Genomic DNA, 19,028 nt, shown 5'->3' on the forward strand with positions numbered 1-19,028 from the left:
TGACGCAAGTCACTCTAGGGAGCGCGCTTTCGTGATGCAAGTGGCTGGGTACGCTGGTCGGCATGCTGGGCAGGACGTACGACGCCGAGGTGTGCTCCATCGCGCGGGCGCTCGAGGTGGTCGGTGAGCGCTGGAGCGTGCTGATCGTCCGGAACGCGCTGTTCGCCGGGTCGACGCGGTTCGGCGACTTCCAGCGGAGCCTGGGCATCGCGACCAACGTCCTGGCGTCGCGGCTCGACGGCTTCGTGGCCGCCGGCATCATGGAGCGGCGCCGCTACTCCGAGCAGCCCGAGGCCTACGAGTACCTCCTCACGGCCAAGGGCCGCGACCTCGCCCCGGCGCTCATCGCGCTCACCGAGTGGGGCGACCGCTGGGCAGCCCCCGACGGCCCGCCGGTTCTCTACCGCCACGCGACCTGCGGATCGGCCGTCACCCACGAGGTGGTCTGCGCGACCTGCGGCCCGGTCGACGAGCCGGCCGAGGTGCGGGCGCTGCCCGGGCCGGGCATGCCTGCCGACCGCCGGCAGCGCATGGAGCAGCGCGCCGCCGGCCGGTAGGCGCAGCGCGCCGCGAGGTGACTACCCAGCCGGCCACCGCGGAGACGACCCAGCCGGCGAGCACGAGCACCGACTACCTCACCGGTTCCCCCTGGCCGAGCTCCAGCGTTGCCTGGACCGGACGCCACACCGGCGGCTCAGCCGACGAGCAGCCGCCGGGTCTGCCGGCCCAGGGCGACCAGCGCGCCGTCCTCCGCGCGCAGCTCCACGTCGTCGACCGCCACGTCGTCGTCGCACCACACGGTCCGCTGGTCCACCCGCACCCACGCCCCCGTCGCCGGCACCGGCCCGGCCAGGTGCGCGGTCAGCTCCACGGTCGGCATGGCCGCGGGCAGGGTGCGGACGGCGAACAGCGACGGCGGGAGCGCGTCCAGGAGCACGCCCAGCTGAACCAGGGGCGCCAGCTCCGCGCCCCGGATGCGCACCCACGCGTGCAGCCGCGGCTCGACACCACCCCCCAGCGGGCGCGCAGCCCCCAGCGCCCGGATCTCGGTGTGCTCCGCCACGGGCACGTACTCGCGCGGCAGCTCGAACGGGACGCCGTCGGCCACCCGGGGCTGCTCCGCCGGCGCCCCGTGCTCGACGCCCGGCGACGCCGGGCGGGCCAGCGTGAGGACCTGCGCGACCGCTCTCAGCTCGCCGCCCTGCCGCAGCTCGGCGCGCACGCTGCCCGTGCGGCCGGCCCGATCGGCGACGGCGCCCACCTCGGCCTCGAGGTCGGCGGCGACCCCGCCGGTGAGGTGCGCGGTCACCGCGCGCGGTGCGGCCCCCGCGAGCTCGCCGGCCGCGGCCAGCAGGTGGCCGACGACCAGCCCACCCTGCGTGCTGGTGAACGACCGCCAGGTGGGGTCGAACGAGAGCCGGCGTCCGGCGGTGGTCACGGCGGTCATGGGGCTTCCTCTCGGGCAACGGGACGGAGATCGGGGTGCCGGGCGCGGCCGATGGCGAGCGCCAGCGCGCTGGCCCCGGCGGCGAGGACGACGACGAGCAGCCAGCCGCGGTCGGCGCCGGGGAGCTCGCCGCCGCTGCGGGCGACCGCGGCCAGCAGCAGGGCGACGCCGAGGGTCGCGCCGAGCTGCCGGGCGGCGCCGAAGGTGGCGGTCCCGGTGGCCAGGGCGCCCGGGGCAGGGCGGACGCCGCCGCCGCCGAGAGGTTGGTCAGCGTGAGCCCGACGCCCAGCCCGGCGAGCAGCTGCCCGGGCAGGAAGGCGGTCAGGTACTCGGCCTCGGCGCCCACCTCGGTGAGCCACCACAGCGACCCGAGCGCGAACAGCGCCGTCCCGGCCGCCGCCACGACCCCGCAACCCACCCGGGCCCCCAGCCGCCCGGCCGGCACCGCCGCCAGCGCGGCCAGCAGCGGGCCCGGCACCAGCGCGAAGCCGGCCTCGACCGCGGTGTAGCCCCAGCCGCCGGTCAGCCAGAGGACGTTCCCCAGCAGCATGGCGGCGAAGGCGGCCATGAAGGCGGCGATCGACAGGCAGGCCAGCGAGAACGCCCGCGCCCGGAACAGCCGCAGCGGCAGCACCGGCACCGTGCCCGCCGGGGCCCGGGCCGCCCGGACGACGACGAGCACGGCGCCGACCACGGCCGAGGCGAACGACCCGATCACGACGGCGTCGTCCCAGCCCCGCTCGGGGGCGTCGACCAGGGCGTAGGCGAGCAGGCCGACGGCGAGCACCAGCAGGGTGGTGCCGACGACGTCCGGGCGGCGGGTCTCGGACCCGTCCCGCGACTCGGGCAGCACCCGCAGGCCCACGACCAGCGCCGCGACGACGACGGGCAGGTTCACCAGGAACACCCACCGCCAGGAGGCCTCGACCAGCAGCCCGCCGATCGGCGGCCCCAGCGCGGCGGCGACCCCGCCGACGGCGGACCAGATCGCGATCGCGTGCGCCCGCCGGGCCGGCGGGAAGGTGTGCAGCAGCAGCGCGAGCGACGTCGCCGTCACCAGGGCGGCACCGGTGGACTGGACGACGCGGAAGGCGACCAGGCTGCCGACGTCCCAGGCCAGGGCGCAGCCCAGCGACCCGGCGCCGAACGTCGCGAGCCCGGTGAGGAAGACCCGTCGCCGGCCGATGCGGTCGGCGACCCGGCCCGCCGGGGCGAGCAGGGCGGCGAAGCCGATCGTGTAGCCGTTGAGCACCCAGGACAGCGCCGCGGTGGAGGCGTCCAGCGACCGGCTCAGCGCCGGGAACGCCACGTTGACGATGAACAGGTCGAGGCTGGCCAGGAAGACCGCCGCCGACACGACGAGCAGGACCAGCCCCGGCCGGGTCCCCCGCGCTGCCTGCGGCTCCACCGTCGTGCTCATGCGCACCCCCGGACCAAAGCGGTTCGACATCCGAACCGACTAAGCCGGGACGCTACACGAGTCGGTTCGATATGCGAACCTAGTGGCATGACGACGCGACTCGACGGGCTCCCGGGCCGGCGGTGCTCCATCGCGGGCGCGCTGGACGTCGTCGGCGACAGGTGGGCGCTGCTGATCGTCCGCGAGGTGTCGCTGGGCGCGCACCGGTTCAGCGAGATCCTGCGCGGCACCGGTGCCCCGCGGGAGCGGCTGGCGGTCCGCCTCGGCGCGCTCGTGGACGCAGGGGTCCTGGAGCGCCGGGAGTACAGCCAGAGCCCGCCACGGGCCGGCTACCACCTGACGAAGGCCGGCCGCGACCTGCTGCCGGTGCTCCAGGCGCTCATGCAGTGGGGCGACCGCTACGTCGCGGACACCCCGCCGGTCGAGCTGCACCACCACGGGCACCGCATCGCCGCCTCGTGGGTGTGCGACGTCTGCGGGGAGCGGGTGGGCCGCGGAACCGAGCGGCGGGTCGCCGACGAGGCCGAGCCGGGGCACGGCCCGCTCCCCCGCTGACCCCGACGTCGGGGAGACCGGGCCGGCGGCCTACCCGGGCCGGCCCCGATCTCGCGGAGCCCGCGGCCCGCTAGCGGGTCAGGCCGGCGGCACCTCCAGCGGGATGCCGGTCTGCCGTGCCGACACCTCCCACAGGACGTCGATCTGCTCCTGCAGGCCGCGCCGGCGCAGGACCGGCCGCCGCACCGCCGGGCCGTGGGAGCCGAACCGGGGCGCGTACAGCTCCCCGCCCCGGGCCTGCGGATCGGTCGCCGCGCGCAGTTGCGGCCGGGCGCCCTCGAACGGCGTCATCCCCGACCGGGCCGTCAACGCCTCGAAGAACGCGCCCACCCACCCGGCGCCGCCCTCCCGCACCGAGCGCGCCTGCAGATCGGTGTTGGACAGGCCCGGGTGCGCGACGAGGCTCTGCGCCGCCACCCCTGCCCGGGAGAACCGCTCGTGCAGGCCCAGCCCGAAGTGCAGGTTGGCCATCTTGGACCGGGCGTAGGAGGCCCACGCCCCGTAGCCCTGCCGCAGGTGCGGGTCGGCCGGGTCCAGCCGCCGGGCGCGGTGGCGCGCCGTGCTCGTCACCGTCACCACGCGTGCCGCCGGCGCCGCCAGCAGCGCCGGGAGCAGGTGCGCGGTGAGCGCCCAGTGCCCGAGGTGGTTCACCCCGAACTGCAGCTCGAACCCGTCGGTGGTGGTGCGCTGCGGCATCGCCATCACGCCGGCGTTGTTCACGAGGAGGTCGACGCGCGGGTGGGCCGAGAGCACCCGCTGCGCCGCCGTCGCCACCGCCGAGAGGTCCCCCAGGTCCAGGGGCACGACCTCGAGCGACGCGGCCGGGTACCGCTCGGCGATCCGCGCGACCGCGGCGTCGGTCTTCCGCGGCTCGCGCGCGGCGAGGACCACGTGCGCGCCGGCGCCGGCGAGGGCCAGCGACGTCTGCAGGCCCAGCCCGCCGTTCGCTCCGGTCACCACCGCGGTGCGCCCGCCCAGGTCGGGGATGTCGGCCTCGGTCCACACCATGGGCAGATCCTCCCCGACGGGCCCGGGCGATGAGCTCCGCGGGCGGGCTCAGGGCAGGCGGCCGGTGGCCCGGAGCTCGACCGCCGTCAGCACCTCCCAGCGGACCGCGGAGCTGCCCGGCCGGATCAGCCGCCAGTAGCGGTCGAACCGGCGCCGGGTGACCGCGTCGGTGGCCATGACGCGGGTCTCCGAGCTCAGCTCCGTCCCGCTGCCGCGGGGGGTGAGCCGGAAGTCGATCGCCGCCTTGACCCAGCCGCGCTGGGTGAACCGGCGGAACCCGTCGGCGTCGAGCACCGGCCCGTCGTCGCCGCCGTCGAGCCGCCAGGCCTGCAGGGGGCCGCCGAACACCACGGACGACGGCGCCTCGGCGTCCAGCAGCGGCACCGGGAGGGCGTCGAGGAACGGCCGGTCGTGGAGCTGCCCGAGCCCCCGGCCGGAGAGCACCACCGGCAGGAAGCGGGCGGCACCGAGCACCAGCGTCACCGGCAGCCGGGAGAGCCGGACGGCGTGCAGCGCGTCCCAGACGACCGCCGGCTCGGCCGCGATCCAGCGCGCTTGCCGGGTGACGTGCTCCGGCCGCGGCAGGACGTCGTCGAGCTCCATCAGCCGAGCGCGTCGTACACGGCCCGGACGTAGGCCTCGCTGCGGGGCGAGCCGATCAGCCCGCCGCCCATCCGGTTCATCATGTAGGTGATCGTCAGTCGCCGGTCCAGGTCCATCACCGCCAGCGAACCGCCCCAGCCGCCCCAGAAGAAGGTCCGGCCCTCGGGCACGTAGGGCACCGTCGGCGAGCCCAGGCAGAAGCCCGTCCCCCAGCGGAACGGAGCGCCGAGCACCAGGTCGACGCCGTCGGCCTGCACCTCGAAGACCTTCTCCACGGTCTCCGGCGAGAGCAGCCGCACCCCGCCGGCCTCACCGCCGAGCGAGAGCGTCCGCAGCACCCGCATCACGCCGCGGGCGTTCGAGTGGCCGTTCAGCGCCCCCAGGTCCGCGGCCCGCCACTGCGGGGTGTTCGCCGCCTTCGCCGACGCGGTGGGGCCCGTGAAGGTCTTCACGGCCACCGACTCGGGGTCCAGCGTGCGCGGGTCGACGTCCGGGGGCGGCGGCGCCACCACCGGCGCGATGCGGGACACCTCCGACTCGCGCGCCCCGATCTGGAAGTCCGCGCCCAACGGGTCGGCGATGCGGTCGGCCACGAACTTCTTGAACGTCGTGTTGGTGATCCGCCGGATGACCTCGCCGACCAGGTGCCCCTGGTTGTTGGCGTGGTAGCCCGACGCCGTCCCCGGCTCCCACCAGGGCGACTGCTGGGCGAGCCGCTCGACGGCCGAGGTCCAGTCGTACATGTCGCGGATGGAGAAGGGCTGCTCCCAGCCGGAGACGCCGGAGGTGTGCGACAGCAGCTGCCGCACCCGCACGTCCTTCTTGCCCTTCGCGCAGAACTCCGGCCAGTAGTCCCCCACCGGGGCGTCGAGGTCCAGCTCGCCGCGGTCGACGAGCACCAGCGCGGCCAGCGCCACCACGCACTTCGTCGTCGACCAGACGTTGACGATCGTGTGCTCGGACCACGGGAGGGTGCGGGCCTCGTCGCGGTGACCGCCCCAGAGGTCGACGACGGTCTCGCCGTCGAGGTCCACGGCGACCGATGCGCCGAGCTCCTCGCCGTCCAGCTGCTGCGCCAGCGCCTCGCGCACCCCCGCGAACCGCTCGTCGCACCTGCCGTGGACCTCCGCCATGGACCCTCCTCGCTCACCCGCGACCTCGTCGTCGCGCCCGAACCGATCATGGGCCACACTCCCCGGCCCGGGCCTGCTGCGCCACCCGTCCGGGGTCCACGACCGCGCGCGGCCGGCCCACCAGGTGCCCGCTCGCAGCCGCCGCCGGTCCCCGGGTCGTCCCCGCTCCCGCACGACACCGCGCGTGCCCTGCCGGCCGCCGGCCCTGGGCCGGGCGGCGGGTTCCACGTGGAACCCGCCGGCTCACTCGGGCAGGCTGAAGTCCCCGGTCTGCAGGTCTCCGACCCGCTGGTAGGCCGCCATGACCGCGCCCGTGGAGGTCACCTCGGACGACGCCAGCCGCCAGGTGCGTGCCGCGGCGCCCTCGGTGAAGAGACGCTTCCCGCCGCCCACGACGACCGGGAAGGTGATCACCCGGAGCTCGTCGACGAGGTCCTCGCGCAGCAGCGTCTGCACCAGCCCCGCCGAGCCGTGGACCTGCAGCTCGCCGCCGTCCTGCTCCGTCAGCGCCCGCACCGCCGTGGGCACGTCGCGCTCGAGCAGCCGCGCGGTGTCCCACTCCAGCGGCCCGGTGAGCGTGCGGGACGCCACGTGCTTGGTCTTGGTGTTGAGGGCGGTGCCGACCGGGTCCCCCTCCGTCGGCGCCTTCGGCCAGTGCGCGGCGAAGATCTCGTACGTCCCGCGGCCCAGCAGGAAGTCCTCCGCGGGGGCGAACCACGACTCCATCCGGGCGCCCATGGCCTCGTCGAAGAACGGGACGAGCCACCCGCCGTGGCCGAACCCGCCGGAGGTGTCCTCCTCCGGTCCGCCGGGTGCCTGCATGACCCCGTCGAGGGTCAGGAACGTGGTGATGACGAGCGGGCGCACGGGGCTCTCCTTCGCGCGGGGACGGATGTCGCGGGGTAGACGGCCGCGCTCCCCCGAACTCATCGCCGCCGGCTCAGGGCAGCCGCCGCGCCCGCCGCCGCTGGGTGCTCTTGGCCCCGTACATCGCGCGGTCCGCCCGGGCGATGACGTCGTCGGCGGGCTCCCCCGAGCGCCCGATGGTCGCCCCGACGCTCACCCCGATCACCAGCCGCTCCTCGGGCCCCGGGAAGGGCGTGCCCAGCCGGGCGACCACGCGCCGCGCGAGGTCGGCCAGCGCTGCCTCGTTCGCCTCGCTGCTGAGGATCACGAACTCGTCGCCCCCGAAGCGCGCCACCACGTGGTCCGGCCCGGCCACCTCGACCAGCCGCGTGGCCGCCTCGGCGAGCAGGCGGTCGCCCACCCCGTGCCCGTACTCGTCGTTGACCGCCTTGAACTCGTCGAGGTCGCAGAAGAGCAGCCCGCACCCGCTGGTCTGCAGTCGCCGGGTGAGCTCCTCGAACAGCGCCCCGCGGTTGGCGACGCCGGTGAGCGGGTCGGTGCGGGTCTGCTCGTGCAGCCGGGCCTCCCGGGCCCGCTCCTCGGTGACGTCGAGGCCCACGCAGGCGATCGCGTACGGCCGCCCGTCGTCGTCCAGCAGGACGGTGTTGCGCATGGTGATCCGCCGCAGCTCGCCGTGGGCGGCGACCCAGTCGGCCTCCACCGGGTAGGCCTCGCCGCTCTGCATCGCCGACCGCAGGGCCTCCTCGGCGTGGGGGACGTCGGCGGGGAGCACCCACACGTCGACGAACCGCCGGCCGAGCAGCGCGTCGCGGTCCAGCCCGGTGAAGCGCTGCATGGCGGGGTTGGCGAGCACGACGCGGCCGTCCGAGTCGACGATGCACAGCAGCGCGTCCACCGCCTCCACGAAGGCGTGCGCGAGCCGGATGTCCGGAGCAGCAGGGCTGGAGCCGCACGGTCGCGCCCAGCCTTCCTGCGCAGACATCGGGGCACGCTCCTGGCACTCATCGGACGGCTCGGTTCCGCGCCCGAGCGGTGACCATACGGCGCGGTGCCCGTCTCGGGGAACGTTCCGGACCTGCCCCAGCACCCGGTGTTGCCTAACGTGGCCGGGGTACCGGAGACCGAGGGGGAAGGAGATCCGCATGCTGTCCGACAGGTCCGCACCCGTCATCCAGGCCACGCTGCCGGTCGTCGCGGAGAACATCCAGGAGATCGCGCAGCGGTTCTACGCGCATCTCTTCGGGGAACACCCCGAGCTGCTCGACGGCACGTTCAACCGCGGCAACCAGGCCGAGGGCACGCAGCAGGTGGCGCTCGCCGGCTCGGTGGCGGTGTTCGCCAGCGCGCTGGTCAACCACCCGGACCGGCTCCCCGAGCACCTGATGAGCCGCATCGCGCACAAGCACACCTCGCTCGGCGTCACCCCGGAGCAGTACCGGGTGGTGCACGACAACCTCTTCTGGGCGATCGTCGACGTCCTCGGCGACGCCGTGACCCCGGAGGTCGCCGCAGCCTGGGACGAGGTCTACTGGCTGATGGCGAACGCGCTGATCAACCAGGAGCGCGGGCTCTACAGCGCCAGGGGCGTCCGCCCGGACACCGTCTGGCGGCAGTGGGAGGTCACCGAGAAGACCCCCGAGACCGGCGACGTCGTCACCTTCAAGGTCAAGCGGGTCGACGACCGGCTGGTGAAGACCTCGCTGCCCGGCCAGTACGTGACGGTGCGCCCGGTCATGCCCGACGGCGTCCGGCAGCCGCGGCAGTACAGCCTCACCCGCGCCGACGACGGCGAGCACCGCCAGTTCTCGGTCAAGCGGGTCCAGGGGAACGGCAAGCCCGACGGCGAGGTGTCGAACCTCCTGCACGACGCGGTGGGCGTCGGCGACCGGCTGGAGCTCTCGGTGCCCTTCGGCGACGTCGTCCTCGACGACTCCGGGCGCCCGGTGATCTTCGTCAGCGCCGGCATCGGCATCACCCCGATGGCCGGGATGCTCTCCCACCTGGCGCACGCCGGCTCGGGTCTGGACGTCCGGCTGTGGCACGCCGATGTGGACGAGTCGTCGTGGGCGCTGCGGCAGCAGGTCGTCGACGACGTGCAGAAGCTGCCCAACGCCTCGGTGCACGTCTGGTTCGAGCAGGGTGCCGACTGCTCGCTGCCGGTCGCGGGCGTGCACGCCGGTCAGATGGACCTCTCGCAGGTCGACCTGCCGTCGGGCGCCGTCTACTACCTCTGCGGCCCGCTGCCGTTCATGCAGGCGGTGCGCAGCACGCTCATCGACCGCGGCGTCCCGGCGAAGGACATCCAGTACGAGGTCTTCGGCCCCGACCTGTGGCAGGCCGACCTGGACTGAGCTGAGCGCGACGGGGGCCGGGCGGCGCTCCGCCCGGCCCGCCGCTGCTCAGCGCCCCGCCGCAGCCAGCGTGGGGTAGTCGGTGTAGCCCTCCGGGCCCGAGGTGTAGAAGGTCCGCGGGTCGGGGTCGTTCTCCGGGTGTTCTCCGGCCCACCGCTCCACCAGGTCGGGGTTCGCGAGCACCGGCCGGCCCACGGCGACGGCCTCGGCGTGCGCGGCGTCGATCAGCCGCACGGCCTCCTGGCGGGTGGTGACCGTGCCGAAGCCGCTGTTGGCGATCAGCGGCCCGCCGAAGCGGCGCCGCAGCTCCTGCACCAGGTCACCGGCGGGCTCGACGTGCAGCACGCTGAGGTAGGCCAGGCCCAGCGGCCGCAGCCCGTCCACCAGAGCGCCGTAGGTGGCCAGCACGTCGGCGCGGTCGGTCTCCAGGGCGCCCTGGATGTTGTGCTCCGGCGAGATGCGCAGGCCCACGCGCCCGGCGCCCACCTCCTCGGCGACGGCGGTGGCGAGCTCCAGCACGAACCGGGCCCGGTCCTCCGGGCTGCCGCCGTAGACGTCGTCCCGCCGGTTGGACGCCGGGGACAGGAACTCGTGCAGCAGGTAGCCGTTGGCGCCGTGCAGCTCCACGCCGTCCAGGCCGGCGTCCACGGCGCGGCGGGAGGCGGCGACGAAGTCGGCGATCGTCGCGCGCGCCTCCTCGGTCGTGAGCGCGTGCGGGACGGGGAAGGGCAGCTTGGCCCCGCCGCCGACGTGCACCTCGCCGTCGATCGCGATCGCGCTGGGGGCGACGACGCGCGTCCCGGTCAGCTCGGGGTGCGAGACGCGCCCGCCGTGCATGACCTGCATGACGATCCGGCCGCCGCGGGCGTGGACGGCGTCGGCCACCCGTCGCCAGCCGGCGGCCTGTTCGTCGGTGACGATGCCGGGCTGCCCGGCGAAGGCGCGGGACTCGTCGTTCGGGAAGGTCCCCTCCGTGATGATCAGGCCCACCCCGGCGCGCTGCTCGTAGTGCTCGACGACGACGTCGCGGGGGATCGCGGCGCGGCCGGAGCGCATGCGGGTGAGCGGGGCCATGACGACGCGGTTGGCGAGCTCGAGCTCGCCCAGCCGCACGGGGGAGAACAGGTCCATGTCCCGCGCAACCGGCGGGCGCGCGCGCGTGATTCCGCGGTGCGTCGTTCATCACCCCCGCCGGACGCGCGCGGGTCAGCCGGCGGCGTTGCGCTCCACCGACGCCAGCGCGGCGGTGAACGTCGGCCGGTCGGCCCCCGGCAGGTCCGCGAGCAGCCGGTCGAGGGTGGCCACGTGATCGGTGACCGCCTGGTCGACCAGCGCCTTCCCCGCCGCGGTCAGCTCGACGACCCCGTAGCGGCCGTCCTCGGGGTCGGGCCGGCGGACGACGAGGCCGCGCTCCTCGAGCCGCTGCAGCCGGTTCGTCATGGCCGCGGGGGAGAGCACGAGGGCGCGGGCGAGGTCCCCCGGCGACAGGCGGTAGGGCGCCGACGACCGCCGCAGGGAGGCGAGCACGTCGAACTCCCCCCGGTTGAGGCCGTGGCCGCCCAGCGTCGCCTCGATCGCCCGCGACGCCGCCACGTGCGCCCGCGTCAGGCGGGCGAAGACCGCCATCGACGAGGGGTCGACGTCGGGCCGCTCCGCCCGCCACTGGGCCACCATCTGGTCCACCGCGTCACCTGCTCCATCCCGCACAGGAAGAGTTTGACATCGAAATGAAGAGCGAGCATGCTTTCGACGTCGAAACGATCCGTCGTTTTCCGACACCGACCGGCACGGGGGACGACTCCCTGGAGGACGAGATGGCATCACCCCTGACGCGGTGGTACGACGCCCTGGCCGCGGGCGACCTGGCCCGCGCCGCCGAGAACCTGACCGAGGACACCGTGCTGCACGTGCCCGGCCGCAGCACCAACACCGGCACCTACACCGGCCGCGACGCCGTCGTGGCGTTCGTCGGCCACGCGGCGGAGGTGACCGGCGGGACGCTGCGGCTCACCGTCCACCGCGTCCTCGACGACGGCGAGTGGGGCGTGGCCCTGGCGACCTACACCGCCACCCGCCCCGACCGCGACCGGCCCCTGGAGAACAACCTGGCCCACGTCGCCCGGCTGCGCGACGGCCGGATCGCGGAGTCCTGGCTGCACAGCCGCGACCAGTACGCCGTCGACGAGTTCTGGGGCGAGCCGGTGGCGCGGGAGGTGGCGTCGTGAGCCGCACCGTGGAGCGCCGCCGGCTGACCTGGCCGGCCGACGAGGCCGCCGCGCTGGTGCTGGACTGGTCGCGGGACGGCGAGTGGCGCGCGGCGGTGACCCGGATGGAGGTCGAGCCGCCGGGCCGGGCCCGCGTCGGTCAGCGGATCACGGAGTGGTTGCGGTTCGGCGGCCGCACCTTCGTCACCCCGACCACGATCACCGCCGCGGAGGAGCGGTCGGCGTCCTTCGCCGGCGGCAACGCCCAGGTCGCGGTGGAGGGGCGGCGCACCGTCGTCCCAGAGCCGGACGGGGGCTGCACCGTCGTCCTGGAGGTCGACGTGCGGTTGACCGGCGTGCTCGCCCTCCTCAACCCGGTCCTGGCGCCGAGGTACCGCCGCCGGCTGGCGAGCGAGGCCGACGCCCTGGTGGCGATGCAGCCGGTGGCCGGCTGACGGCCCACCCCGTCAGCCGGCGAGGACGGCGTCCCGCTGCGCGATCCCGGCCAGCCGGGCGTACCGGCCACCGAGCGCCAGGAGCTCCTCGTGGGTGCCCTGCTCGACGACCCGGCCGGCGTCGAGCACCACGATGCGGTCGGCGTCGCGCACGGTCGAGAGCCGGTGCGCGATGGTGATCGTCGTCCGGCCGCGCGCCACCTCGTCGAGGGCGGCCTGCACGGCGCGCTCGGTCTCGTTGTCCAGCGCGCTGGTCGCCTCGTCGAGCACCAGCACCCGCGGGTCGCGGAGCAGCGTGCGGGCGATCGCCAGGCGCTGCTTCTCCCCGCCGGAGAAGCGGTGCCCGCGCGCCCCGACCACGGTGTCGTAGCCGTCGGGCAACGCGGCGATGACGTGGTGCACCTGCGCGCGGAGGGCGGCGTCGACGATCTCGGCATCGGTGGCGTCGGGACGGGCGTGCAGCAGGTTCTCGCGCACGGTGCCGTGCAGGAGATAGGTCTCCTGGGAGACGACGCCGACGACCTGGGCGAGGTCGGCCAGCCGCAGGTCGCGGATGTCGACGCCGTCGATCAGCACCCGCCCGGTGGTGGGGTCGTTGAGGCGGGCCACCAGCGAGGCGAGCGTGCTCTTGCCCGAACCGGTCTCGCCCACCAGCGCCAGGGTGGAGCCCGCGGGCACGGTGACGTCGACGTCGTCGAGCGCGGGGCGGACGCCGTCGGGGTAGCGGAAGCCGACGTGGTCGAGACGCACCTCGCCGCGAACCGCCGCCGGCTCGACCGGCACGGGGGAGGCGGGGTCGTCGATGTCGACGGGCAGGTCGAGGTACTCGAACACCCGGCTGAACAGGGCCATCGAGGCGGTCAGCGAGACGCCGATGTCGAGCAGCTGCATGAGGGGGCGGAACAGCGCGCCCTGCAGGGTGGTGAAGGCGACCAGGGTGCCGATGGTCATGCCGCCCGACGTCGCCGGCAGGCCTGCGGCCAGGTAGATCAGCGCCGGGATGCCGGCGAAGACGACGCTCATCGTGGCCATCCGCCAGCGGCCGGCGAGCTGCGAGCGCACCTCGAGGTCGACGAGGTACTCCGAGGTGCCGGCGAAGCGCTGGGACTGCGCCGGCCCGGCGCCGAGGGTCTTGCCCAGCAGGACACCGCTGACGCTCAGCCCCTCCTCCACCTGGGAGTGCAGGTCGGCCAGGTGCCGCTGCCGCTGGGCGGTGAGGGTGCGGCGCATGCGGGCGACCCGGCGGGTCAGCCAGACGGCCGGCGGCAGCACGATCAGCGAGAGCAGGGACAGCCGCCAGCTGAGCACCACCATGGCCACGACGGTGCCGATGACGGTGGTCGCGCTCGAGGCGAAGGAGGTGGCGGTCGAGGTGACCACCGACTGCATGCTGCCGACGTCGTTCATCAGCCGCGACTGCACCTCGCCGCCCTTGGTGCGGGTGAAGAAGCCCAGCGACTGGCGCTGCAGATGGGTGAAGACCGCCGTCCGCAGACCGTGCATGACCCGCTGGCCGACGGTCGTGCTCATCCACGTCTGGACGACCCCGAAGACCGCGGTCACCACGGTGACGGCGAGCATCCCGCCGACGGCCCACAGCAGCAGGGGCACGTCCTGGCCGGGGATCGCCTCGTCGATGACCAGGCGGATGAGGAACGGTGTGGCCAGCGCCACGGCCGACGACGCGACGATCAGCGCGACGACGACGGCGAGCTGCCAGCGGTACGGGCGGAACAGCGCGGCCACCCGGCTCCAGCGCACCGGCGACCGCTCGAGCTGGGCGAGGTCGGCCGGATCGGGCCTGCGGCCGGAGCCACCGCCACCGCCACGGCCGCCGCCGCCGCCGCCGCCGGTCATCATCTCGCTGATGTCGCCACCTCCGTTGCTGAGGTTACCTCACTGTCCGGGAACCGCCGCACCGCCGTTACCATTCCCCCGTGGCGGACGACGGGACCGGTGAGCTCGGCGACCTGCTGATGCGCGTCGCCCGCACCCAGCGCCGCCGCTGGCGGGACGCGCTCGCCCCCTGGGAGCTCTCTCCCCACCAGGCGCGGGCGCTGCGGGTGGTCTGCGAACGCGACGGCGTGCGGCTCTCCGACCTCGCGGAGGCGCTGCACATCGCGCCCCGCTCCGCGACCGAGGTGGCCGACGGGCTCCAGGAGCGCGGGCTGGTCGAGCGGACGGCCGACCCGGGCGACCGGCGGGCGGTGCTGCTGCGCGCCACCGACGAGGGCCGGCGGGTGCGCGCGGAGGTGGGGCGGGCGCGCGCCGCCGACTCCGCGGAGCTGTTCGCCCGCCTGGGGCCCGAGGACCGCGCCGCGCTGGCCCGGATCCTGCGCGCGCTCGCCGGCTGAGCCGGGGGCCGGGCCCGCTCCTGGCAGCACGGGTGGCCGATCTCACCAGCGTGGGGCCCGGTCGTGCCAGGAGTCACAGCAGATCGGCACAGGATGCGGGCCGCGCAGTCGTTGAATCGGTACGGGAACCACCCGGACGACGACGAGAAGCAGGCACCCGACGTGACCACCTCCGCTGCGCAGCAGACCACCACCGGCACCACCACGCGATCCGGCCTCGCCCGCCGCGTCGCCGACCGGACCACCTTCCGCAGCGCCGGCCGGGCGCGCCGTGCCCGTCCCCGCCGCTGGACCATGGACCGGATCATCGCGGAGCTGAACCGGGGCGCCTGATCTCGCCGGTCCGGTCGCATCGGCGGGGAGCGAATGCCGGCGGGACGCTTCCCGTAGAGATGTCTCACCGCTAAGGTTTCGTCCCATGAGCGAGCGCCGGGTCCGCATCGGCATCGACACCGGCGGGACGTTCACCGACGTCGTCGCGGTGGACGAGGAGACCGGGCGGACGACCACCACCAAGACGCCGTCCACCCCCGCCGACCCGGCCGAGGGCTTCCTCACCGGCGTCCGCAAGGTCCTGGACCTCATGGGGCTGACCGGCGAGGCGGTGACCGCCGTCAGCCACGGGACGACGGTCGCCACGAACCAGCTGCTCGAGGGCAAGCTCGACCGGCTCGGCTTCATCACCACCGAGGGCTACGAGTCGGTGCTGGAGATCGCCCGGCAGTCGGTGCCCGACGGCTACGGCAACAGCTACTTCTGGGTCAAGCCGCCGCGGATCGTCCCGGCCGACCTGGTCCGCACCGTCCGCGGCCGGCTGGACCACACCGGCGCCGAGGTGCGCCCGTTCGACGAGGACGACGCCCGCGCGGCGGCCCGGTTCTTCCGCGACGCCGGCATCACCACGATCGGCGTCTGCTTCCTGCACGCCTACGCCGACGACACCCACGAGCAGCAGATGCTCCAGGTCATCCGCGAGGAGCACCCGGGCGCCGTGGTGAGCATCAGCTCGCAGGTGCTGCGCGAGTACCGCGAGTACGAGCGCTCGGTGACCACCCTGGTCGACGCCGCGGTGAAGCCCAAGGTCGCCGCGTACGTCACCAACATCCGCACCCGCCTCGACGAGATCGCGCCGGGCGTGCCGTTCTACGTGATGAAGAGCAACGGCGGGGTCCTGAGCGCCGGCGAGGTGGTGCACCAGCCGATCACCACGATGCTCTCCGGCCCGGCCGCCGGTGCGCTGGGCGCGGCGCTGATCGCCGGCACCGCCGGGTTCGACCGGGTGCTCACCTGCGACGGCGGCGGCACCTCCACCGACGTCACCGTCGTCATCGACGGCGAGCCGGCGCTCACCACCGAGGGCTCGGTCGGTGACTACCCGTCCAAGATCCCGATGATCGACGTCGTCACCGTCGGCGCGGGCGGCGGCTCGATCGCCTGGCTCTCCCCGGAGGGCACCCTCAAGGTCGGCCCCAAGTCGGCCGGCGCCGACCCGGGTCCCATCTGCTACCCGAACGGCGGCGACCAGCCGACCGTCACCGACGCGCACGTCGTCCTCGGCCGGATCCCCCCGCACCTGCTGGGCGGCGAGATCCCGCTGTCGGTCGAGGCCGCGCGCGACGGGCTGCAGCAGCTGGGCGCGAAGCTGGACATGGACCTCGAGCGCACCGCGACCGGGATCCTGGAGATCTCCGCGTGGAACCAGGCCAACGCGCTGCGCCAGGTGACGGTCGCGAAGGGCCTCGACGTCCGCGACTTCACCCTGACCACGTTCGGTGGCTCGGGCTCGCTGCTGGCCTGCCGGCTGATGGACATCCTCAACCTGCCGCGCACGCTGGTGCCGCCGAACCCGGGCAACGTCAGCGCCTTCGGCCTGCTCACGGTCGACGTCCGCAACGACTACGTGCAGACGGTCATCAGCCGGCACGCCGACCTCGACCTGCACCGCGTGCGCACGGTGTACGCCGACCTGGAGGCGCAGGCCCGGGTCGCCCTGGACGGCGAGGGCTTCGGCCGCGAGCAGCAGCGCATGCAGCGGACGGCGGACCTGCGCTACGTCGGCCAGGCGTTCGAGGTCCGCGTCGCGGTGGGCGACGGCGAGCTCGACCGCGCGGCCGCCGAGGAGGTCGCCCAGACCTTCCACGCCGCCCACCGCCAGCTGTACGGCTACGACTTCGCCGACGACCCGCGCCAGGCCGTGGAGTGGGTCAACCTGCGGGTCAGCGGGATCGGCCCGATCCGGCGGCCCGACCTGGTCGAGCTGGAGCCCGGCGAGGGTGGGGCGGACCGGGCCGTCACGGGCTCCCGCCCCGTCTTCTTCGACGAGTGGGTCGAGACGCCCACCTACGACCGAGCCCGCCTGGCCCCCGGCGACGTGGTGCCCGGGCCGGCGATCGTCGAGGAGTTCGGCTCCACCGTCCCCGTGCACCCCGGCTTCGCCGCGACCGTCGACACCCACGGGAACCTGCTGCTCACGAAGGAGACCGGCCGATGAGCCTCACCGACGACGCCGTGACCGCCGACCCGGTCCTCGTCGAGATCGTCGCCGGCACGCTGGCCGCGATCGAGAAGGAGGTCGAGACCTCGATCGGCCGCACCTCGCGCTCGCCGATGATCCGCGACGCGCACGACTTCCGCGCCGGCATCCACGACCGGCAGCTGCGCAAGCTCACCGGCCGCTCCTACTCGGCGCTGGTCCAGCCGGTGGTGCGGGACTACCCGATCGGCTCGATGAACCCGGGCGACGTCTACTTCCACAACGACGTCTACCTCTCCGAGGGCGGGATCGGCCACCTGCCGGACCTCTGCGTCACCGTCCCGGTGTTCGCTCACGTGGACGGCGAGGAGAGGGTCGTCGCCTTCGTGCAGGCCTTCGGCCACCACGACGACATCGGCGGCGCGGTGCCCGGCTCGATGCCGAGCGCGGCGACCAGCGTGTACGAGGAGGGGCTGATGGTCCCCCCGATCAAGCTGTGGGACCGCGGCGTGCCCAACGAGAGCGCGCTGAAGATCATGACCCGCAACTCGCGGATGCCCGACTCGCTCGCCGCCGACCTCGACGCCGAGTGCTCGGCCTGCCTCGCCGGCGCCCGCCGGCTGAGCGAGCTCTTCGAGCGGTACGGGGTGCAGGCCGTGGAGGCGGCGTTCGACGCGATCCTCGACAGCTCCACCGACGTCTACCGGCGGGAGATCCTGTCGCAGATCCCTGACGGCACCTACGTGTGGGAGGACTACGCCGAGCACGACGGCGTCGAGGAGCCGCAGCTGCACCGGCAGCGGATCACGCTGACCATGGACTCCACGAAGGACGTCCCGCTGGTCATCGACTTCACCGGCACCGGGCCGCAGGCGAAGGGGCCGATCAACCACTGCGGGGACTACGCCGACGGCAACTTCCTCAAGAAGTGGCTGGCGCCGATCTTGCGGAACCTGGCCGAGACGCCGGAGCGGATGGCGCAGCTCGACGTCAACGAGGGCGTCGTCCCGCTGATCGAGATGCGCTTCCCCGAGAAGGGGACGCTGCTGACGCCCATCTTCCCGGCGCCCACCAACGCCCGGACCTTCGTCATCCTGCGGCTGCTCGGCGTCCTCGCCGGCGTGCTGGCGAAGGCCACCGGCGGCCGCATGCCCGCCGACCAGGAGACGATCCGGTACACCGGCGTCTACGGCACGGACTTCGACGGCGAGCCGTACCTCATGCGCGAGGTGCTCGGCGGCGGCTCGGGCGGGCGGTACTACGCCGACGGCGAGGACACCATCCACGTCGTCCCGGACTCGCGGAACCTGCCGACGGAGTTCACCGAGGGCCGCTTCCCGCTGCGGGTCGAGCGGCTGGGCCTGGCGGTCGACTCCGGCGGCCCCGGGCGCTACCGCGGCGGCTGCGGCTACGAGAAGCACATCCGGGTGCTGCGCGACGCCCACTTCATGTCGATCGCCGACCGCTCGATCCTCGCCTGCTGGGGTGTCAAGGGCGGCAAGGCCGGCCGGCCGTTCCAGATCACCGTCGACCCGGGCGGCCCCGACGAGCACGAGGTCGACGCGCTGGCCGACGCGGAGCCGCTGAAGGCCGGCACCGTCGTCCGCATCCGGACCACCGGCGGCGGTGGCTGGGGGGACCCGCTGGACCGGCCGGTCGAGGAGGTGCTGCGCGACATCTCCTGGCGGAAGGTGTCGGTCGCCGGCGCGCGGGAGGACTACGGCGTCGTCGTCCTCGACTCGGGCGAGGCCGACCTGGCCGCCACCGAGGAGCTGCGGGCCTCGCTGCGGGCGGCCCGTACCGGCGAGGAGCCGTTCTTCGACCGCGGGCCCGGCTACGCCACCCTCTCCGGCGGCGCGGCGTTCAACGAGTTCGACGTCCTGCAGGGGTAGCCGGGACCATCGCTCTCCGCCCCGTCGGGCGGGGCGGAGAGCGACGCGCCCGGCTCACGTCCCCGGGTCGGTGGTCCCGGCCTCCGGCTTGGCCTGGTCGCCGGACTGGCCCTCGTCGCCCCCGGTGGACGTGTCCTGCTCGACGCCGTCCGGGGTGATCGGCGTCTCCTCGACCACGTTCTCGCGGGCCTCGTCGCGGTCGGTGCCTGGTACCTCGGTCATGCGGACCTCCTCGTCGGGTGGTCCGGCCCCTACCCCCGCCCGGC

22 protein-coding genes and 1 pseudogene are annotated in these 19,028 nt (G+C 74.6%); 12 read left to right on the forward strand and 11 right to left on the reverse strand.

The features are described from left to right. Positions 1–62: 62 nt before the first annotated feature. Entirely contained in the window at positions 63–557 is a 495-nt protein-coding gene (locus ACI794_RS09660; RefSeq protein ID WP_456603349.1) for a winged helix-turn-helix transcriptional regulator, read from the forward strand. A 137-nt stretch (positions 558–694) separates the two neighbouring features. On the opposite strand, the gene ACI794_RS09665 is transcribed toward ACI794_RS09660, so the two are convergent. Further along, positions 695–1,447, reverse strand: coding sequence for a thioesterase family protein (locus tag ACI794_RS09665; RefSeq protein WP_456603350.1), 753 nt, complete (start codon positions 1,445–1,447; stop codon positions 695–697). A 35-nt stretch (positions 1,448–1,482) separates the two neighbouring features. On the opposite strand from ACI794_RS09665, the gene ACI794_RS09670 reads away from it, so the two are divergent. Continuing rightward, the gene (locus tag ACI794_RS09670; protein ID WP_456616262.1) at positions 1,483–1,956 is read left to right on the forward strand and encodes a hypothetical protein; all 474 of its coding nucleotides are present in this window, start codon (positions 1,483–1,485) and stop codon (positions 1,954–1,956) included. 39 nt (positions 1,957–1,995) lie between these two features. Beyond that, positions 1,996–2,211: a hypothetical protein gene (locus tag ACI794_RS09675; protein ID WP_456616263.1), complete on the forward strand. Its 216-nt coding sequence runs from the start codon at positions 1,996–1,998 to the stop codon at positions 2,209–2,211. Here the strand turns inward: ACI794_RS09675 and ACI794_RS09680 are convergent. After that, positions 2,202–2,756, reverse strand: a pseudogene (locus ACI794_RS09680) (MFS transporter); the annotation flags it as partial. The gene ACI794_RS09675 and the pseudogene ACI794_RS09680 sit on opposite strands and share 10 nt — an antisense overlap. Between ACI794_RS09680 and ACI794_RS09685 the strand changes: the two are divergent. Continuing rightward, complete coding sequence (locus ACI794_RS09685; RefSeq protein WP_456616264.1) at positions 2,692–2,910, forward strand: hypothetical protein; 219 nt, start codon at positions 2,692–2,694, stop codon at positions 2,908–2,910. The pseudogene ACI794_RS09680 and the gene ACI794_RS09685 overlap by 65 nt on opposite strands. 44 nt (positions 2,911–2,954) lie before the next feature. Beyond that, entirely contained in the window at positions 2,955–3,422 is a 468-nt protein-coding gene (locus tag ACI794_RS09690) for a winged helix-turn-helix transcriptional regulator (protein ID WP_456603352.1), read from the forward strand. 78 nt (positions 3,423–3,500) lie between these two features. Here ACI794_RS09690 and ACI794_RS09695 read toward each other — a convergent pair whose 3' ends face one another. The 5 genes from ACI794_RS09695 to ACI794_RS09715 all read right to left on the reverse strand — a co-directional run bounded on the left by ACI794_RS09695 (position 3,501) and on the right by ACI794_RS09715 (position 8,015). Next, a complete protein-coding gene (locus ACI794_RS09695; RefSeq protein WP_456616265.1) occupies positions 3,501–4,430 on the reverse strand; it encodes an oxidoreductase in 930 nt (309 codons plus the stop codon). Positions 4,431–4,478: 48 nt separating this feature from the next. Further along, a complete protein-coding gene (locus ACI794_RS09700; protein ID WP_456603354.1) occupies positions 4,479–5,033 on the reverse strand; it encodes a hypothetical protein in 555 nt (184 codons plus the stop codon). Further along, positions 5,033–6,166, reverse strand: a complete 1,134-nt coding sequence (locus ACI794_RS09705; protein WP_456603355.1) for a serine hydrolase domain-containing protein — start codon at positions 6,164–6,166, stop codon at positions 5,033–5,035. The genes ACI794_RS09700 and ACI794_RS09705 overlap by 1 nt, the downstream gene beginning before the upstream one ends. A gap of 243 nt (positions 6,167–6,409) precedes the next feature. After that, positions 6,410–7,033 (reverse strand): dihydrofolate reductase family protein, encoded by a 624-nt coding sequence (locus ACI794_RS09710; RefSeq protein WP_456616266.1) that lies wholly within the window; start codon positions 7,031–7,033, stop codon positions 6,410–6,412. Between the two features lie 73 nt (positions 7,034–7,106). Further along, entirely contained in the window at positions 7,107–8,015 is a 909-nt protein-coding gene (locus ACI794_RS09715) for a diguanylate cyclase domain-containing protein (protein ID WP_456603357.1), read from the reverse strand. A gap of 160 nt (positions 8,016–8,175) precedes the next feature. Between ACI794_RS09715 and ACI794_RS09720 the strand changes: the two genes are divergently transcribed. Further along, entirely contained in the window at positions 8,176–9,384 is a 1,209-nt protein-coding gene (locus tag ACI794_RS09720; RefSeq protein WP_456603358.1) for a globin domain-containing protein, read from the forward strand. A gap of 48 nt (positions 9,385–9,432) precedes the next feature. Here ACI794_RS09720 and ACI794_RS09725 read toward each other — a convergent pair whose 3' ends face one another. Together ACI794_RS09725 and ACI794_RS09730 are read right to left on the reverse strand one after the other, a co-directional pair. Continuing rightward, the gene (locus ACI794_RS09725; RefSeq protein ID WP_456616267.1) at positions 9,433–10,515 is read right to left on the reverse strand and encodes an alkene reductase; all 1,083 of its coding nucleotides are present in this window, start codon (positions 10,513–10,515) and stop codon (positions 9,433–9,435) included. A 75-nt stretch (positions 10,516–10,590) separates the two neighbouring features. Then, a complete protein-coding gene (locus ACI794_RS09730) occupies positions 10,591–11,058 on the reverse strand; it encodes a MarR family winged helix-turn-helix transcriptional regulator (RefSeq protein ID WP_456603404.1) in 468 nt (155 codons plus the stop codon). Between the two features lie 140 nt (positions 11,059–11,198). Here ACI794_RS09730 and ACI794_RS09735 point away from each other — a divergent pair, with 140 nt between their 5' ends. Further along, the gene (locus tag ACI794_RS09735; protein ID WP_456616268.1) at positions 11,199–11,609 is read left to right on the forward strand and encodes a nuclear transport factor 2 family protein; all 411 of its coding nucleotides are present in this window, start codon (positions 11,199–11,201) and stop codon (positions 11,607–11,609) included. Continuing rightward, the gene (locus ACI794_RS09740; protein ID WP_456616269.1) at positions 11,606–12,043 is read left to right on the forward strand and encodes an SRPBCC family protein; all 438 of its coding nucleotides are present in this window, start codon (positions 11,606–11,608) and stop codon (positions 12,041–12,043) included. The genes ACI794_RS09735 and ACI794_RS09740 overlap by 4 nt, the downstream gene beginning before the upstream one ends. A gap of 12 nt (positions 12,044–12,055) precedes the next feature. On the opposite strand, the gene ACI794_RS09745 is transcribed toward ACI794_RS09740, so the two are convergent. Further along, the gene (locus ACI794_RS09745; RefSeq protein WP_456616270.1) at positions 12,056–13,900 is read right to left on the reverse strand and encodes an ABC transporter ATP-binding protein; all 1,845 of its coding nucleotides are present in this window, start codon (positions 13,898–13,900) and stop codon (positions 12,056–12,058) included. An 80-nt stretch (positions 13,901–13,980) separates the two neighbouring features. Here ACI794_RS09745 and ACI794_RS09750 point away from each other — a divergent pair, with 80 nt between their 5' ends. The 4 genes from ACI794_RS09750 (at position 13,981) to ACI794_RS09765 (ending at position 18,762) form a co-directional block, all read left to right on the forward strand. Further along, the gene (locus ACI794_RS09750) at positions 13,981–14,397 is read left to right on the forward strand and encodes a MarR family winged helix-turn-helix transcriptional regulator (RefSeq protein ID WP_456616271.1); all 417 of its coding nucleotides are present in this window, start codon (positions 13,981–13,983) and stop codon (positions 14,395–14,397) included. A 162-nt stretch (positions 14,398–14,559) separates the two neighbouring features. After that, entirely contained in the window at positions 14,560–14,730 is a 171-nt protein-coding gene (locus ACI794_RS09755) for a hypothetical protein (RefSeq protein WP_456616272.1), read from the forward strand. Positions 14,731–14,815: 85 nt separating this feature from the next. After that, positions 14,816–16,888 carry a hydantoinase/oxoprolinase family protein gene (locus ACI794_RS09760; protein ID WP_456616273.1) on the forward strand — a complete coding sequence of 691 codons (2,073 nt, stop codon included), beginning with the start codon at positions 14,816–14,818 and terminating at the stop codon, positions 16,886–16,888. Then, positions 16,885–18,762: a hydantoinase B/oxoprolinase family protein gene (locus ACI794_RS09765; protein ID WP_456616274.1), complete on the forward strand. Its 1,878-nt coding sequence runs from the start codon at positions 16,885–16,887 to the stop codon at positions 18,760–18,762. Before ACI794_RS09760 ends, ACI794_RS09765 begins: the two co-directional genes overlap by 4 nt. Positions 18,763–18,816: 54 nt before the next feature. On the opposite strand, the gene ACI794_RS09770 is transcribed toward ACI794_RS09765, so the two are convergent. Further along, the gene (locus ACI794_RS09770; protein ID WP_456616275.1) at positions 18,817–18,984 is read right to left on the reverse strand and encodes a hypothetical protein; all 168 of its coding nucleotides are present in this window, start codon (positions 18,982–18,984) and stop codon (positions 18,817–18,819) included. Positions 18,985–19,028 lie beyond the last annotated feature (44 nt).

It is taken from the genome of Blastococcus sp. SYSU DS0541 (assembly GCF_054050875.1).

Bases quoted from the DNA above. Each gene is read 5' to 3' on its own strand.
- ACI794_RS09660 (WP_456603349.1), top strand. From the start codon at position 63: ATGCTGGGCAGGACGTACGACGCCGAGGTGTGCTCCATCGCGCGGGCG.
- ACI794_RS09665 (WP_456603350.1), bottom strand. From the start codon at position 1,447: ATGACCGCCGTGACCACCGCCGGACGCCGGCTCTCGTTCGACCCCACC.
- ACI794_RS09675 (WP_456616263.1), top strand. From the start codon at position 1,996: ATGGCGGCGAAGGCGGCCATGAAGGCGGCGATCGACAGGCAGGCCAGC.
- ACI794_RS09690 (WP_456603352.1), top strand. From the start codon at position 2,955: ATGACGACGCGACTCGACGGGCTCCCGGGCCGGCGGTGCTCCATCGCG.
- ACI794_RS09695 (WP_456616265.1), bottom strand. From the start codon at position 4,430: ATGGTGTGGACCGAGGCCGACATCCCCGACCTGGGCGGGCGCACCGCG.
- ACI794_RS09700 (WP_456603354.1), bottom strand. From the start codon at position 5,033: ATGGAGCTCGACGACGTCCTGCCGCGGCCGGAGCACGTCACCCGGCAA.
- ACI794_RS09705 (WP_456603355.1), bottom strand. From the start codon at position 6,166: ATGGCGGAGGTCCACGGCAGGTGCGACGAGCGGTTCGCGGGGGTGCGC.
- ACI794_RS09715 (WP_456603357.1), bottom strand. From the start codon at position 8,015: ATGTCTGCGCAGGAAGGCTGGGCGCGACCGTGCGGCTCCAGCCCTGCT.
- ACI794_RS09720 (WP_456603358.1), top strand. From the start codon at position 8,176: ATGCTGTCCGACAGGTCCGCACCCGTCATCCAGGCCACGCTGCCGGTC.
- ACI794_RS09725 (WP_456616267.1), bottom strand. From the start codon at position 10,515: ATGGACCTGTTCTCCCCCGTGCGGCTGGGCGAGCTCGAGCTCGCCAAC.
- ACI794_RS09730 (WP_456603404.1), bottom strand. From the start codon at position 11,058: ATGGTGGCCCAGTGGCGGGCGGAGCGGCCCGACGTCGACCCCTCGTCG.
- ACI794_RS09735 (WP_456616268.1), top strand. From the start codon at position 11,199: ATGGCATCACCCCTGACGCGGTGGTACGACGCCCTGGCCGCGGGCGAC.
- ACI794_RS09745 (WP_456616270.1), bottom strand. From the start codon at position 13,900: ATGACCGGCGGCGGCGGCGGCGGCGGCCGTGGCGGTGGCGGTGGCTCC.
- ACI794_RS09760 (WP_456616273.1), top strand. From the start codon at position 14,816: ATGAGCGAGCGCCGGGTCCGCATCGGCATCGACACCGGCGGGACGTTC.
- ACI794_RS09765 (WP_456616274.1), top strand. From the start codon at position 16,885: ATGAGCCTCACCGACGACGCCGTGACCGCCGACCCGGTCCTCGTCGAG.
- ACI794_RS09770 (WP_456616275.1), bottom strand. From the start codon at position 18,984: ATGACCGAGGTACCAGGCACCGACCGCGACGAGGCCCGCGAGAACGTG.